Origin of the sequence: Streptococcus pseudopneumoniae, from assembly GCF_001072665.1 — a bacterium.
Classification (GTDB): domain Bacteria; phylum Bacillota; class Bacilli; order Lactobacillales; family Streptococcaceae; genus Streptococcus; species Streptococcus pseudopneumoniae_S.
Genome location: NZ_JVJI01000125.1, coordinates 137,083 through 150,685, shown reverse-complemented (window position 1 = coordinate 150,685; position 13,603 = coordinate 137,083). Strand labels below are relative to the sequence as shown.

The window sequence follows — 13,603 nt, the reverse complement described above, 5'->3', positions numbered from 1 at the left end:
TGCCGTACTCAAGTACAGCCTGCGGCTAGCTTCCTAGTTTGCTCTTTGATTTTCATTGAGTATGAGCCTATTTTATCACAAAAGATAAGAGAAAGCTACGTGGGATGTCAGAAGAATGCTTTTAAATCAAGAAAGTAGTAAAAAAGCAACCGCACCTGCAGTTGCTTTTATCGTTCTCTTAATAACGTGTTGGTCCTGCACTTGCGCTGCGGATGTTCAAGCGTTTCTTGAGATAGAAGCGAAGAGCTAGGAGGGCTGCTCCGATAATAGCCAGTGGCACTGGAGCAAGGACTGGGTTAAGGCTAGCTGGTAGGAAGCTTGTTGCAAAGAAGACAAGCAACCAAAGGAACATAGATGCTAGGATAACTAGTACAGATTTCCAGAAAGGTGGACGTTGACTGCGGTCCATATCTGGTCCATAGTATTGGTAAACAAAGTAGTACATCAAGTAGAAGGCAAATCCACCAACAAGTCCAACTAACAAGAGAGTGATAAATCCATAGCCGAAAGCCTGATCTGCCGCAAAGAAAGTTGTGAGGGCGCTGACGAGGGCAAAGAGGCTAGTGATGAAAAGAGCTGAGTCCATAATCATGAGTTTTGGATCATCATTTTCCTTTGGATGCTCTTTTTCATATTGTTCCTTGACAGTGAAACTATGAGCCCAGTGGGTTGGTGCGCCATAGAGGGAACGAGCAGTCGTACCCTTGGCTTGCTCTTTAAGGATTTTGGGAATGACTTCCTCAAAGATTGCCTTGATTTCAGCGTCTGTTTTCCCATCTTTGATGAATTGTTGGGTAGCAATGTGGATAAACTCTTGGTTTTTCTTAGTTAATTTTTGTAGATCAATCTGAGACATAGGAACTCCTCTTAGAACCATTTTTTATGGATGAGATAGAGAGTGAGCGAGACACTCATAGCAAAGGCGATAAAAACGATTAACCAGAAGGCATTCGGTTCGCCGTTTAGGGGGATTTCATTATCCTTAAAGTTCATCCCGTAGGCAGAAAAGACCATGGTTGGGATGGACATGACGATGGTCACAAGGGCCAAGGTTTTCATGATGTTGTTCTGGTTGTTAGAAATGATAGAGGCGAAGGTCTCTGTCATAGAATGCAAGACGTTTCCATAAATGTCTGCCATCTCGATGGCCTGTTGGGTTTCAATCAGGGTATCTTCAAGCAGGTCTTCGTCCTCAAGGTATTTCTTAATATTGCTGGTTGAGCTGGTCAATTTCTTAATCACACGCTCGTTTGTTTTGAGGGAGGCCTTGAAATAGACGATGGTTTTTTCCAATTCCATGAGCTCAATCAATTCTTCATTACGAGTTGATTGATGCAGTTGACTTTCGATTTGCTCACTCTTGCGGTCAATCGAACGAAGGGCTGTTAGGTAAAGCTCTGCATTGCGATAAAGAATCTGGAAGATAAAACGCGAACGCATGAAAGTATAGAAATTACGCAATCGACGGTTGATAAAGACATCGAGGACTGGTAATGGTTCCAAACAAGTAGTGATAATGGTTTCCTCGGTGATGATAATACCAAGTGGGATGGTGACGTAGTAGGTGCGGTTATTTCTTTCTTCTGTGACCGGCACGTCGACGATAATCAGAGTGTACTCGTCTTCAATGGTAATACGAGACATTTCTTCCGCATCGAGCGGTGCTCGAAGGTCGGCAATGTCGATATCGAAGGCGTTAGCGATTTCGAGTGATTCATTTTGAGTCGGATTGACGAGATTGATCCAAGTACCCGGTTCAAGCGTATCGATCTCTTTAAATTCAGTTGTTGTAGAGAGAAAAACTTGTTTCATATCCCTTATCCTTTCTCATTTTTCAGATTTTTTCACACCGTACTATTATACTACAAAATCAGCCTTTTGGGTAATAGAATCTCACTTTTTTTGGTATAATGGTAAGCAATAATGGACTAGAAAGAACAAAGATGCAAGATAAAATTGTCATTCATGGGGCGCGTGCCCATAATTTAAAAAATATTGATGTGGAGATTCCGCGAGACAAGTTGGTTGTCGTGACCGGCTTGTCAGGTTCAGGGAAATCCAGTCTGGCCTTTGACACCCTCTATGCGGAGGGACAACGTCGTTATGTGGAGAGTTTGTCAGCCTACGCTCGTCAATTCTTGGGGAATATGGAGAAGCCAGATGTAGATGCCATTGATGGTCTCAGCCCAGCTATTTCCATTGACCAGAAAACGACTAGTAAAAATCCTCGCTCGACAGTGGGAACCACGACTGAAATCAATGATTATCTGCGTCTCCTCTACGCACGTGTGGGGACGCCTTACTGTATCAACGGGCATGGAGCTATCAAGGCTTCTTCTGTGGAGCAAATTGTGGATAAGGTTTTGGAGTTACCTGAACGCCAACGCCTGCAAATCTTAGCCCCAGTTATCCGTAAGAAAAAAGGACAGCACAAGAGCGTCATTGAAAAGGTTCAGAAGGATGGTTATGTCCGTGTCCGTGTGGATGGGGAAGTCTATGATGTGACCGAAGTGCCAGAGTTGTCTAAGAGCAAGCAACACAATATTGATGTCGTGGTTGACCGTATTGTTATCAAGGAGGGCATCCGTAGTCGTCTCTTTGATTCTATTGAGGCTGCCCTTCGTATTGCAGAAGGTTATGTGATTATTGATACCATGGACGATTCTGAGTTGCTCTTCTCTGAGCATTATGCCTGTCCAGTTTGTGGTTTTACCGTGCCAGAGTTAGAGCCGCGTCTCTTCTCCTTCAATGCTCCTTTTGGCTCTTGTAGTGAGTGTGACGGCTTGGGTATTAAGCTGGAGGTGGATACTGATTTGGTAGTGCCAGACGCCAGCAAAACGCTACGTGAGGGAGCCTTGGCCCCTTGGAATCCTATCTCATCCAACTATTATCCAAACATGCTAGAGCAGGCTATGACAGCCTTTGGAGTGGATATGGATAAGCCTTTTGAGGACTTGTCAGAAGAAGACAAGAACTTGATTCTCTACGGCTCAGATGGCAAGGAATTCCATTTCCACTATGAGAATGAATTTGGCGGCGTGCGCGATATCGACATTCCTTTTGAGGGAGTTGTCAATAATATTAAACGTCGCTACCATGAGACCAATAGTGACTACACTCGCACCCAGATGCGCCTCTACATGAATGAGCTGTCTTGCGGAACTTGTCGCGGCTATCGTCTCAACGACCAAGCCTTGTCTGTTCGTGTGGGTGGCCAGCAAGGGCCACATATCGGAGAAATTTCAGACCTGTCTATCGCAGACCACTTGGACTTGGTGAACCAGCTGACCTTGTCTGAAAATGAAGCCATCATTGCTCGCCCAATCCTCAAGGAAATCAAGGATCGTTTGACCTTCCTTAATAACGTGGGACTCAACTATCTGACTCTGTCACGCTCAGCAGGAACCCTTTCAGGTGGGGAAAGTCAGCGTATTCGCTTGGCAACCCAGATTGGTTCCAACTTATCAGGCGTCCTCTATATCCTAGATGAGCCGTCAATCGGTCTCCACCAGAGGGACAATGATCGTCTGATTGCTAGTCTCAAAAAGATGCGTGACTTGGGAAATACTCTCATTGTTGTGGAACATGATGAAGATACTATGCGCGAAGCTGATTATCTGATTGACGTTGGTCCCGGTGCCGGTGTTTTTGGTGGGGAGATTGTTGCGGCAGGTACACCTAAACAGGTAGCTCGTAACAGTAAGTCTATCACAGGCCAGTACTTGTCAGGCAAACGTGCCATTCCAGTACCAGAAGAACGTCGTGTTGGTAATGGTCGTTTTATCGAGGTGACGGGAGCGCGTGAGAACAACCTGCAAAATGTCACGGCTCGCTTCCCATTAGGAAAATTCATCGCAGTGACAGGGGTATCAGGTTCAGGTAAATCTACCCTAATCAATAGCATCCTCAAAAAAGCTATTGCTCAGAAGCTCAACCGCAATTCAGACAAACCTGGTAAGTTTAAAACGATTACAGGGATTGAGCATGTAGACCGCTTGATTGATATTGATCAGAGCCCTATCGGACGAACGCCGAGGTCCAACCCAGCTACCTATACAGGAGTTTTTGACGATATACGTGACCTTTTTGCCCAGACAAATGAGGCTAAGATTCGTGGTTACAAAAAGGGACGTTTCAGTTTCAATGTTAAGGGAGGTCGCTGTGAAGCCTGCTCAGGTGACGGGATCATCAAGATTGAGATGCACTTCTTGCCAGATGTTTACGTGGCTTGTGAAGTCTGCCACGGGACTCGCTACAATAGTGAAACCCTAGAAGTTCACTATAAGGAAAAGAATATCTCGCAGGTCTTGGACATGACTGTCAATGATGCGGTGGAATTTTTCCAACACATTCCGAAAATTCAACGCAAACTTCAGACCATCAAGGATGTAGGGCTAGGCTATGTGACATTGGGGCAACCTGCTACCACCCTTTCTGGGGGAGAAGCCCAGCGTATGAAACTGGCTAGTGAACTTCACAAACGATCGACAGGAAAATCTTTCTACATTCTGGATGAGCCGACGACAGGTCTTCATACAGAGGATATCGCTCGCTTGCTCAAGGTTTTGGCTCGCTTTGTAGACGATGGCAATACAGTCCTCGTCATTGAGCACAATCTAGACGTTATCAAGACAGCAGATCATATCATCGACTTGGGACCTGAGGGCGGTGTCGGTGGTGGAACCATCATCGCAACAGGAACTCCAGAAGAAGTAGCGGCCAATGAAGCCAGCTACACAGGACAGTATTTGAAAGGAAAGTTACATCATGAATAAACGTGTACAAGCATTTCTAGCTAAAATGCAAGAAAAAGAACTAGATGGCATCATCATCAATAACCTTAAAAACATCTATTATTTGACTGGTTTTTGGGGCTCAAACGGAACAGTCTTTATCAGCCGTGACCGTCAGATCTTGGTGACAGACTCCCGCTATATCATTGCAGCCAAGCAAGAAACCAGTGATTTTGAGATTGTGGCTGACCGTGATGAATTGGCTGTCATTGCCGGCATTGTCAAGGACATGGGCTTGTCTCGTATCGGCTTTGAGGACGAGATTTCAGTCTCTTATTATCACCGTATGCAGGCAACTTTTGCAGGTTTGGACTTGCTTCCACAAACTCAGTTTGTTGAAGGTCTTCGAATGATTAAGGATGAAGCGGAGATTGCAGCTATTCGCAAGGCTTGTTCTATCTCAGACCAAGCTTTCCGTGATGCGCTTGACTTCATCAAACCAGGAAAAACTGAAATTGAGATTGCCAACTTCCTTGACTTCCGTATGCGTGAGTTGGGAGCATCTGGCTTGTCTTTTGACACCATTCTAGCTAGCGGTATCAACTCTTCCAAACCTCATGCTCATCCTATGCACAAACCAGTGGAGCTGGGAGAAGCCATTACTATGGACTTCGGTTGCCTTTATGACCACTATGTTAGCGATATGACCCGGACTATCTATCTGGGACATGTTAGCGACGAGCAGGCAGAGATTTACAATACGGTTCTCAAAGCCAATCAAGCCTTGATTGACCAGGCTAAAGCAGGATTAGGTTTCCGTGACTTTGACAAAATTCCTCGTGATATTATCATCGAGGCAGGTTATGGCGACTACTTTACCCACGGTATCGGACACGGTATTGGACTGGATATCCATGAGGAACCATACTTTAGTCAGACTTCTACAGAAACTATTAAGGCAGGGATGACCTTGACTGATGAACCAGGTATCTATATCGAAGGCAAATATGGTGTTCGTATCGAGGACGATATTCTGATTACAGAGACAGGTTGTGAATTGTTAACCCTAGCTCCAAAAGAGTTGATAGTTATTTAAGAGTTAAACAACTCAAATGATTGACTTTTAAATTTTAAAGGTTTATACTGAAAGACGAAAACGGTAGGTGAGGCTACCATAGGGATACGGATGACTACCGCAAAGCAGTGGAGACACTACTCGTTGGTCAACAGTCCTGGTCGCGAAGGCCAAGACTAAGCTCATTTCATTGCCCTATGGAGTTAAAGCTTGAACGAAAAACAGATAATTAGTTTTTTAATCCTGCCATTTTATGGTGGGATTTTCTACTGTTTTAAAGCAAAGAAAGGAGACAGACGATGCAAATTGACGACCATCCGGAACCGCACATACACAGCCAATCGCTGATTTGTGTCGTTCTGCCCTTATAAAGTGATTGGTCTCTGTGTATGAAACACATCATTCATACAGATAGGAGAAACCAATGAAAACTACAAAAGAAAGATTAGCAACAGCTATTCAAGTCCCTTTAGACGAGAGTCTAACTTTTTATCATACTAGTTTAAACGGTTTGATAGAGGAACAAGTCGAAAAAAATCGTGACCTCTATGGCGAAAATGTGATTACCAAAGGCCAAGAAGATTCGATTTTGAAAAAGATTTACGAATCGATTATCAATCCTTTTACAATCATCTTGCTGGTTATCGCCGTGATTTCCTTAGTGACCAATGTCTGGTTGGCAAAACCAGGTCAAGAGGATCCGACGACTTCTATTATCATCGTTGTCCTAGTCCTCATTTCTGGAGGCATTCGCTTTGTCCAAGAACTCCGCAGTGATAAGGCTGCGACCAATCTTTCAAAAATGATTGTCAACACAGCGACTGTCATTCGTCAAGGAGAAATTCAAGAAGTACCTATCGATGATTTGGTAGTGGGGGACGTGGTTAAATTAAGCGCTGGAGATATGATTCCAGCAGATCTTCTTTTATTTGAGTCGCGCGATTTCTTTGTCCAACAGTCTGGCTTGACAGGCGAAAGTGATTCTGTTGAAAAATTGGCCTTGACCAAGGCAACAGTTCAACAATCTGATAGTCTGCTCGGAGCCGCATCCTTGGCTTTTATGGGAACCAATGTCTTATCTGGCAGTGCCAAGGCCGTGGTTTTGGCGGTTGGTGATGATACCATGATGGGGGCCATTGAGCAGACTCTGAACACCTATGATGAGCCTACTTCGTTTGAACGAGAGATGAACAGTATTTCTTGGCTCTTGATCCGTTTGATGTTGGTCATGGTGCCCATCGTTTTCTTGTCCAATGGTTTAACAGATGGCGACTGGCTGGAAGCTGGCGTATTTGCTTTGAGTGTTGGTGTTGGATTGACACCTGAAATGCTTCCTATGATTATTACCGCTAGCCTAGCAAAAGGTTCTATTATCATGGCCAAGGAAAAAGTGGTTATCAAGAAACTCAATGCCATACAGGACTTAGGGGCGATTGATATCTTGTGTACAGATAAGACAGGAACTCTAACCCAAGACGAAATTGTCCTTGAATATCCCTTGGACATCCACGGACGCTTGGATTTGACTGTCTTGAGACGTGCTTATCTCAATTCTTATTTTCAAACGGGCTTGAAAAATTTGATGGACAGAGCTATCATCAAACGGACTGAAAAGGAAGCAAAAGAACACGCCCTCTTGCAAAATTTGGCTCAAACTTTTCAAAAAATAGATGAGCTTCCCTTTGATTTTGAACGTAGACGGATGAGTGTTATCGTTAAAGATGAGCACGAAGTGGTTAGTTTGGTAACCAAGGGTGCCCTAGAGGAGATGTTGACGATTTCCAGTCATGCGGAATACCAAGGAGTGATTACTCCCTTGACAGATGCTATTAGAGAAGAAATTTTAGCAGAAGTCAGACAACTAAATCAACAAGGTTTGCGTGTCTTGGGAGTGGCCTATAAGTCAGGTTTGAGGGAAGGTCATGCCTATACAGTTGATGATGAAGGGGATATGATTCTAACTGGTTATTTAGCCTTCCTAGATCCTCCTAAACCATCTGCAGCACCAGCAATTAAGGCTCTGTTAGAACATGGGGTTCAAACAAAGATTTTGACGGGAGACAACGAAAAAGTTACCCAAGCAGTCTGTGAAAAGGTTGGTTTGGATATCAATCAGATGCTGTTAGGATCTGAAATTGATCAGATGAGTAATCAAGAATTGGCTCAAGCCGTGGAGGAGGTAACAGTCTTTGCCAAACTTTCTCCTGACCAAAAAGCGAGGATTATTTTGCAATTTAAGGCTAATGGTCATGCTGTTGGCTATATGGGGGATGGAATCAATGACGCTCCTTCTATGAAGGTTGCAGATGTGGGGATTTCTGTTGATACAGCAGTAGATATTGCCAAAGAAACAGCTGATGTTATCCTACTTGATAAGGATCTCATGGTGCTGGAAAAAGGACTTGTTGAAGGTCGTAAGGTCTATGCCAATATGACTAAATATATCAAAATGACAGTGAGTTCTAATTTTGGAAATATCTTATCCCTATTGGTCTCTGGAATCTTTTTGCCATTTTTACCAATGGCACCAGTCCATTTGATTATCCTAAATCTAGTCTATGATTTGTCTTGTATTGCCTTGCCTTTTGACAAGGTGGATAAAGATTTTTTGAGAAATCCGCATACCTGGGAAGCTAAGTCCATCACACGTTTCATGGTTTGGATGGGGCCTATCTCTTCTGCCTTTGATATTTTGACCTTCAGTTTGCTTTATTTTATCATTGTACCCATGACAACAGGTCAAGCCTATGTCCATGGAGCGGAGTCTGCCGTAGGATTTATTGTCTTGTTTCAGACAGGTTGGTTTATCGAGTCCATGTGGTCACAGACCATGGTTATTCATATGTTGCGTTCAGCCAAAATTCCCTTTTTACAAAGTCGTCCAGCTTGGCTAGTCCTTGTGACAACCTTATTGGCTGCAGCCTTTGTGACCTTCCTTCCCTACAGTCCACTCGCAATCCTACTTCATCTAACTCCATTAAAACCGATTTATTTCATCTTTTTGCTTTTCATCATTATTTTGTATATGATTAGCGTGACAATTGTGAAAAAAATCTATATCAAGAAATATCAAGAATGGCTGTAAATTTCATTTTGTCAAGAAAAAAGTACGAAAATGACGAAAAAAGTCAAAAAAATTTAAAAATAGGTCGCAAGTCGGATGTTTTTTATGGTATAATAGACTAAACTGATAGTAACATGTAGCGAAAGGGGTAGGTACATGATTAAAATTTATACAGTCTCAAGTTGTACTAGCTGTAAAAAAGCAAAAACCTGGCTCAATGCCCACCAGTTAAGTTATAAAGAACAAAACCTTGGTAAAGAAGGAATTACGCGAGAAGAATTACTGGATATTCTGACAAAAACAGATAACGGAATAGCCAGCATCGTTTCGTCTAAAAATCGCTATGCCAAAGCCCTTGGAGTGGATATCGAAGATTTGAGTGTCAACGAAGTCCTCAATCTGATTATGGAAACACCGAGAATTTTAAAGAGCCCAATCCTTGTAGATGAAAAACGCCTGCAAGTTGGCTATAAGGAAGACGATATTCGTGCCTTCCTACCACGCTCTGTCCGTAATGTAGAAAATGCAGAAGCACGTTTGCGTGCAGCTCTATAAACATCAAGGCTGGGAGTGCTTCCTAGCCTTGTTTGCTCTTTTAATTCAAAAATGATGTGAGGAATTATGAAAAAAATACTGATTACAAGTTTTGCACTACTTTTCTTGCTTGCTGGATGTGGGCAAAAAAAAGCGACAACTGCGTCCTCTAGTAGTAAATCTGAAACGTTACAGTCAACTTTACCTGTCCTAGAGAATGCTGAGAAGAATACAGTAGTTACAAAAACATTTATGCTACCGAAGTCAACAGACGGCAGTCAGCAGATTCAAACAGTCACATATAAAGGAAAACAATTTTTAAGTTTGACTATTATTCAAAAAAGACCAGTTACCGATGAATTGAAGACTTTTGTAACTGAGCATGGTGTAGAGGCTACCCAAAAAGCACTCATTGAAGCTGAAGGTAAAGATGCCTCAATTCAGGAAGCGCGCAAGTTGCCAGGTTTTACACTTGAGACGAAGCTACTAAGTGAAACAGAAATTCAAACAACAACTACTTATGATTTTCAGGTTTTAGATATCAAAAAAGCTTCACAGGTTGAATATTTAAAGAATATTGGCTTGGAAAATCTTTTGAAAAATGAACCGAGTCAATATGTAGCAGACAGATTGGCAAATGGTGCGACAGAACAGTAGAAAATCCAAATAAATAGACTGCCTGAATTGTAGAACGTAAGGAATTATGCTATAATGGTACTATTCTAAGGAAAGAGGGTGTTAGAATGGGATTTACTGAAGAAACAGTACGTTTTAAATTGGACGATTCCAATAAAAAAGAAATTAGCGAAACTCTGACTGATGTTTATGCTTCGTTGAACGATAAGGGCTACAACCCAATCAACCAAATCGTAGGTTACGTATTGAGTGGAGACCCTGCCTACGTTCCTCGTTATAATAATGCACGAAATCAAATCCGTAAGTATGAGCGTGATGAAATCGTTGAGGAATTAGTCCGCTACTACCTTAAAGGACAAGGAGTCGATCTATAACCTATGAGAATTATGGGATTGGACGTCGGTTCAAAAACGGTAGGGGTGGCGATTAGCGATCCGCTTGGTTTTACAGCTCAAGGACTTGAAATCATCCAAATCAATGAGGAGCAAGGTCAATTTGGTTTTGACCGCGTTAAGGAGTTGGTTGATACTTACAAGGTGGAACGATTTGTAGTGGGCTTGCCTAAAAACATGAACAATACAAGCGGACCGCGCGTGGAAGCTAGTCAAGCCTACGGAGCAAAGCTGGAAGAGCTTTTTGGTTTACCAGTAGACTATCAAGATGAACGCTTGACAACAGTTGCCGCAGAGCGTATGTTGATTGAACAAGCAGATATTAGCCGTAACAAGCGCAAGAAAGTCATTGATAAATTAGCAGCTCAGCTGATTTTACAAAATTATTTAGATAGAAAATTTTAATACAAAGGAGAGGCTATGTCACACGATCATAACCACGACCACGAAGAACGTGAACTAATCACACTAGTAGATGAGCAAGGAAATGAAACCTTGTTTGAAATCCTTTTGACCATTGACGGAAAAGAAGAATTTGGTAAAAACTATGTTCTTCTAGTACCAGTTAATGCAGAAGAAGACGAAGACGGACAAGTTGAAATCCAAGCTTACTCATTCATCGAAAACGAAGATGGAACAGAAGGCGAATTGCAACCAATTCCAGAAGACTCAGAAGACGAATGGAACATGATTGAAGAAGTCTTCAACAGCTTTATGGAGGAGTAAACACGTCCTGTGGACGTGTTTAGCCCTGCGCCAGAAATTAGAAACGCAGGAACGTCTGGGAGACTGTATCACCCCAACTCCTAGAAATTAGAAGAGTTGGAACATCCAGTGGACGTTTTTAGCCCAGTTCCTTAAAATAAGAGAGAACTGGTGTGTTCAGTGAACATTTTTACCCTTACGCTAAAAATAAAGACAGTAAGTAAGTCTGGGAGACTGTATCAGCCCAACTCCCAGAAATTGGGAAGAGTTGGAACGTCCGGGGGACGTTTTTAGCCCTGCGCTAGAAATTAGAAACGCAGGCACATTCAGTGGACGTTTTACCCCAGATTAACATTCATAGGAGCTAGTTATTAGCTAACCAGGTAAGAGGTCGGGACGAAAATCCTGACCTCATTTTTTGTTATCTATGGAATTTTGCTAGGTAATTGATTGAACTTTTGTCAAGGAGATGTGTATGTTTGAAGTAGAAGAATGGCTTCATAGTCGGATTGGTTTGAATTTTCGATCAGGCTTGAGCCGAATGCAGCAAGCGGTGGATTTGTTGGGGAATCCCGAGAAGTCTTATCCTATTATCCACGTAACAGGAACTAATGGAAAAGGTTCTACCATTGCTTTCATGAGGGAATTATTTATGGGGCATGGCAAAAAAGTTGCGACCTTTACCTCCCCTCATATCGTCTCTATCAATGACCGAATTTGCATTAATGAACAACCTATAGCAGACGCAGACTTTATCCGTTTAGCTGAGCAGGTCAAGGAGATGGAAAAGACGCTTTTGCAAACTCATGACCAGTTGTCCTTTTTTGAATTGCTGACCTTGATTGCTTTCCTCTATTTTAGAGAGCAAGAGGTGGATTTGGTTTTACTAGAAGTGGGAATTGGTGGCTTACTTGACACGACCAATGTGGTAACTGGAGAGATTGCTGTCATCACCTCCATTGGGCTTGACCATCAGGATACTTTGGGCGATAGTCTAGAAGCAATCGCAGAGCAAAAAGCTGGTATTTTCAAGGCTGGTAAGAAGGCAGTGATTGCGAAATTGCCTTCAGAAGCTAGGCTTGTATGTCAGAAAAAAGCCGAATCTTTAGCTGTTGACCTTTATCAGGCAGACCAAGATTTTTCAATGCTGAATGGTGATTTTTCAAGCTCTTTGGCTAATCTTTCACAGTTGAAAATAGGCTTGGAAGGAGCTTATCAGCAGGAAAATGCGGCCTTGGCGCTACAAACTTTTCTTCTCTTTATGAGGGAAGAAAAGGAAGATGTTGATGAGCAGGCTATAAGACAGGCCTTGGAACAGACCCATTGGGCTGGACGTTTGGAGCGTATTCGTCCTCAGATATACTTGGACGGTGCCCATAACCTCCCTGCTTTGACTCGCTTGGTTGAATTTATCAAAGGAAAAGAGCAGGAAGGTTATCGTCCTAAAATCCTTTTTGGAGCTTTGAAACGTAAGGATTATCAAGGTATGTTGGGTTATCTGACTGAAAATTTGCCTCAGGTGGAACTCAAGGTGACCGGCTTTGACTATCAAGGTTCTTTGGATGAGACAGATGTAACAGGTTACGATATAATTCCTTCTTATCGCGAATTTATCAGCAGTTTCGAAGAAAGAGCCGATACCCAGGATTTGTTGTTCGTTACAGGCTCTCTCTATTTTATCTCAGAAGTACGGAGCCACATACTGGCCCACGAGCAGATAAATTGACCTCCTTTTTTGAACTTGTTATACTAGGGGAACTGCCAGTTAGAAGGAAAATTCTCTAAATTGGTAGCAGAAAGGAAATTCATCATGAAATTAAAAACATTCACACTTTCTCTTGCTTCTCTAGCAAGTCTTAGTCTCTTAGTAGCTTGTTCACAGAGAGCTCAACAAGTTCAACAACCAGTAGCTCAATCGCAAACTCAACAAACTCAGCAATCACAACCTGCTGCTTCATCTTCGGCAGAAAATTCAAATCAGGCAGCAACAAGTTCTTCACAAAATGCGCCTGAGACTCAACCAACTAATATTGATGGGACTTATACTGGTCAGGATGAAGGAGACCGTATCACTTTAGTGGTAACTGGTACAACGGGTACTTGGACACAGGTAGAAACTGACGGGGAACAAGAAATCAAGCAGGTTAGCTTCGACGCTGCTAATCAACGCATGATTATTGGTGATGATGCCAAGATTTATGCAATTAATGGAAATCAGATGATTATTGACGATATGGATAGAGAAGCGTCTGATCGCATTGTTTTATCTAAGTAAAGCTTATTTATCAAAAATTCCGATAAGATGAAAGATATTTGATGTATTACTCGATAAAAGTTAGATAGATTATACACATAAAGGAATGGGTCTTATACAAGATTCATTCCTTTTCCTTAAATATAAGTTCCACTTTTAGGAGTGGTACTCTTTTTGAGTAGTTCTTTTTAAAAAAATTTGTTATGCTAG

At 42.4% G+C, this 13,603-nt stretch carries 12 protein-coding genes and 1 riboswitch; of the genes, 10 read left to right on the top strand and 2 right to left on the bottom strand.

Annotated elements, in window-relative coordinates:
• Window positions 1-178: 178 nt before the first annotated feature.
• Both ADH52_RS08975 and ADH52_RS08970 read right to left on the bottom strand, forming a co-directional pair.
• Window positions 179-856, bottom strand: a complete 678-nt coding sequence (locus ADH52_RS08975; protein ID WP_049510981.1) for a DUF1129 domain-containing protein — start codon at window positions 854-856, stop codon at window positions 179-181.
• A gap of 11 nt (window positions 857-867) precedes the next feature.
• The gene (locus tag ADH52_RS08970) at window positions 868-1,812 is read right to left on the bottom strand and encodes a magnesium transporter CorA family protein (protein WP_000815623.1); all 945 of its coding nucleotides are present in this window, start codon (window positions 1,810-1,812) and stop codon (window positions 868-870) included.
• A 131-nt stretch (window positions 1,813-1,943) separates the two neighbouring features.
• Here ADH52_RS08970 and uvrA point away from each other — a divergent pair, with 131 nt between their 5' ends.
• The 10 genes from uvrA (at window position 1,944) to ADH52_RS08915 (ending at window position 13,414) form a co-directional block, all read left to right on the top strand.
• A complete protein-coding gene (uvrA, locus tag ADH52_RS08965; RefSeq protein WP_049510980.1) occupies window positions 1,944-4,775 on the top strand; it encodes an excinuclease ABC subunit UvrA in 2,832 nt (943 codons plus the stop codon).
• On the top strand, window positions 4,768-5,829 hold the full coding sequence (locus ADH52_RS08960; protein ID WP_024057760.1) for a M24 family metallopeptidase: 1,062 nt from the start codon (window positions 4,768-4,770) through the stop codon (window positions 5,827-5,829). The genes uvrA and ADH52_RS08960 overlap by 8 nt, the downstream gene beginning before the upstream one ends.
• Before the next feature lie 57 nt (window positions 5,830-5,886).
• Window positions 5,887-6,037, top strand: a riboswitch (M-box (ykoK) riboswitch).
• A 195-nt stretch (window positions 6,038-6,232) separates the two neighbouring features.
• Window positions 6,233-8,893: a magnesium-translocating P-type ATPase gene (mgtA, locus tag ADH52_RS08955; RefSeq protein ID WP_049510978.1), complete on the top strand. Its 2,661-nt coding sequence runs from the start codon at window positions 6,233-6,235 to the stop codon at window positions 8,891-8,893.
• Between the two features lie 135 nt (window positions 8,894-9,028).
• Window positions 9,029-9,427, top strand: a complete 399-nt coding sequence (spx, locus tag ADH52_RS08945; RefSeq protein WP_000591165.1) for a transcriptional regulator Spx — start codon at window positions 9,029-9,031, stop codon at window positions 9,425-9,427.
• 66 nt (window positions 9,428-9,493) lie between these two features.
• The gene (locus ADH52_RS08940) at window positions 9,494-10,063 is read left to right on the top strand and encodes an SP0191 family lipoprotein (RefSeq protein WP_049487395.1); all 570 of its coding nucleotides are present in this window, start codon (window positions 9,494-9,496) and stop codon (window positions 10,061-10,063) included.
• An 86-nt stretch (window positions 10,064-10,149) separates the two neighbouring features.
• A complete protein-coding gene (locus ADH52_RS08935; RefSeq protein WP_000507059.1) occupies window positions 10,150-10,416 on the top strand; it encodes an IreB family regulatory phosphoprotein in 267 nt (88 codons plus the stop codon).
• Window positions 10,417-10,419: 3 nt separating this feature from the next.
• Window positions 10,420-10,839: a Holliday junction resolvase RuvX gene (ruvX, locus tag ADH52_RS08930; protein ID WP_004239076.1), complete on the top strand. Its 420-nt coding sequence runs from the start codon at window positions 10,420-10,422 to the stop codon at window positions 10,837-10,839.
• 15 nt (window positions 10,840-10,854) lie between these two features.
• Window positions 10,855-11,160, top strand: coding sequence for a DUF1292 domain-containing protein (locus ADH52_RS08925; RefSeq protein WP_000017620.1), 306 nt, complete (start codon window positions 10,855-10,857; stop codon window positions 11,158-11,160).
• Window positions 11,161-11,614: 454 nt separating this feature from the next.
• Complete coding sequence (locus ADH52_RS08920) at window positions 11,615-12,865, top strand: folylpolyglutamate synthase/dihydrofolate synthase family protein (protein WP_049487396.1); 1,251 nt, start codon at window positions 11,615-11,617, stop codon at window positions 12,863-12,865.
• Window positions 12,866-12,949: 84 nt separating this feature from the next.
• Window positions 12,950-13,414: an SP_0198 family lipoprotein gene (locus ADH52_RS08915; protein ID WP_049487397.1), complete on the top strand. Its 465-nt coding sequence runs from the start codon at window positions 12,950-12,952 to the stop codon at window positions 13,412-13,414.
• Window positions 13,415-13,603: the final 189 nt, after the last annotated feature.

What these genes read in the sequence shown, in the direction of transcription:
- ADH52_RS08935 (WP_000507059.1), top strand. Translation starts at nt 10,150, where the DNA reads ATGGGATTTACTGAAGAAACAGTACGTTTTAAATTGGACGATTCCAAT.
- mgtA (WP_049510978.1), top strand. Translation starts at nt 6,233, where the DNA reads ATGAAAACTACAAAAGAAAGATTAGCAACAGCTATTCAAGTCCCTTTA.
- ADH52_RS08975 (WP_049510981.1), bottom strand. Translation starts at nt 856, where the DNA reads ATGTCTCAGATTGATCTACAAAAATTAACTAAGAAAAACCAAGAGTTT.
- ADH52_RS08940 (WP_049487395.1), top strand. Translation starts at nt 9,494, where the DNA reads ATGAAAAAAATACTGATTACAAGTTTTGCACTACTTTTCTTGCTTGCT.
- uvrA (WP_049510980.1), top strand. Translation starts at nt 1,944, where the DNA reads ATGCAAGATAAAATTGTCATTCATGGGGCGCGTGCCCATAATTTAAAA.
- ADH52_RS08915 (WP_049487397.1), top strand. Translation starts at nt 12,950, where the DNA reads ATGAAATTAAAAACATTCACACTTTCTCTTGCTTCTCTAGCAAGTCTT.
- ADH52_RS08920 (WP_049487396.1), top strand. Translation starts at nt 11,615, where the DNA reads ATGTTTGAAGTAGAAGAATGGCTTCATAGTCGGATTGGTTTGAATTTT.
- ADH52_RS08960 (WP_024057760.1), top strand. Translation starts at nt 4,768, where the DNA reads ATGAATAAACGTGTACAAGCATTTCTAGCTAAAATGCAAGAAAAAGAA.
- ruvX (WP_004239076.1), top strand. Translation starts at nt 10,420, where the DNA reads ATGAGAATTATGGGATTGGACGTCGGTTCAAAAACGGTAGGGGTGGCG.
- spx (WP_000591165.1), top strand. Translation starts at nt 9,029, where the DNA reads ATGATTAAAATTTATACAGTCTCAAGTTGTACTAGCTGTAAAAAAGCA.
- ADH52_RS08970 (WP_000815623.1), bottom strand. Translation starts at nt 1,812, where the DNA reads ATGAAACAAGTTTTTCTCTCTACAACAACTGAATTTAAAGAGATCGAT.
- ADH52_RS08925 (WP_000017620.1), top strand. Translation starts at nt 10,855, where the DNA reads ATGTCACACGATCATAACCACGACCACGAAGAACGTGAACTAATCACA.